The sequence below is a fragment of the Streptomyces sp. BE303 genome, assembly GCF_036290945.1.
Classification (GTDB): Bacteria; Actinomycetota; Actinomycetes; order Streptomycetales; family Streptomycetaceae; genus Kitasatospora.
Genome location: NZ_JAQYWZ010000533.1, coordinates 1 through 261, shown reverse-complemented (window position 1 = coordinate 261; position 261 = coordinate 1). Strand labels below are relative to the sequence as shown.

At 65.1% G+C, this 261-nt stretch carries 1 protein-coding gene; it reads right to left on the bottom strand.

Features of this window, described 5'->3' with window-relative positions; translation table 11 throughout:
* Positions 1–261: ABC transporter permease subunit (locus PUR56_RS43400; protein ID WP_443034476.1), on the bottom strand; the 261-nt coding region annotated here is incomplete at both ends.

Sequence of the window (261 nt, the reverse complement as noted above, 5' to 3'; positions counted from 1 at the left end):
GCGACGGTGCCGATGAGGGCGTAGACGGCGATGAGGTATTTGTTGATGTTGATGCCGGCGAGGCGGGCGGCGGTGTCGTTGCCGCCGATGGCGTAGAGGTTGCGGCCGATGTCGGTGTATTTGAGGAGGATGTGGACGGCGACGGCGGTGAGGATGAGGATCCAGACCATGACGGGGAGGCCGGCGATCTTGCCGCGGCCGAGGAAGACGAAGATGTCGTCGTTGAGGACGTAGCCCTGGGCGCGGCCGTCGGAGAGGAGT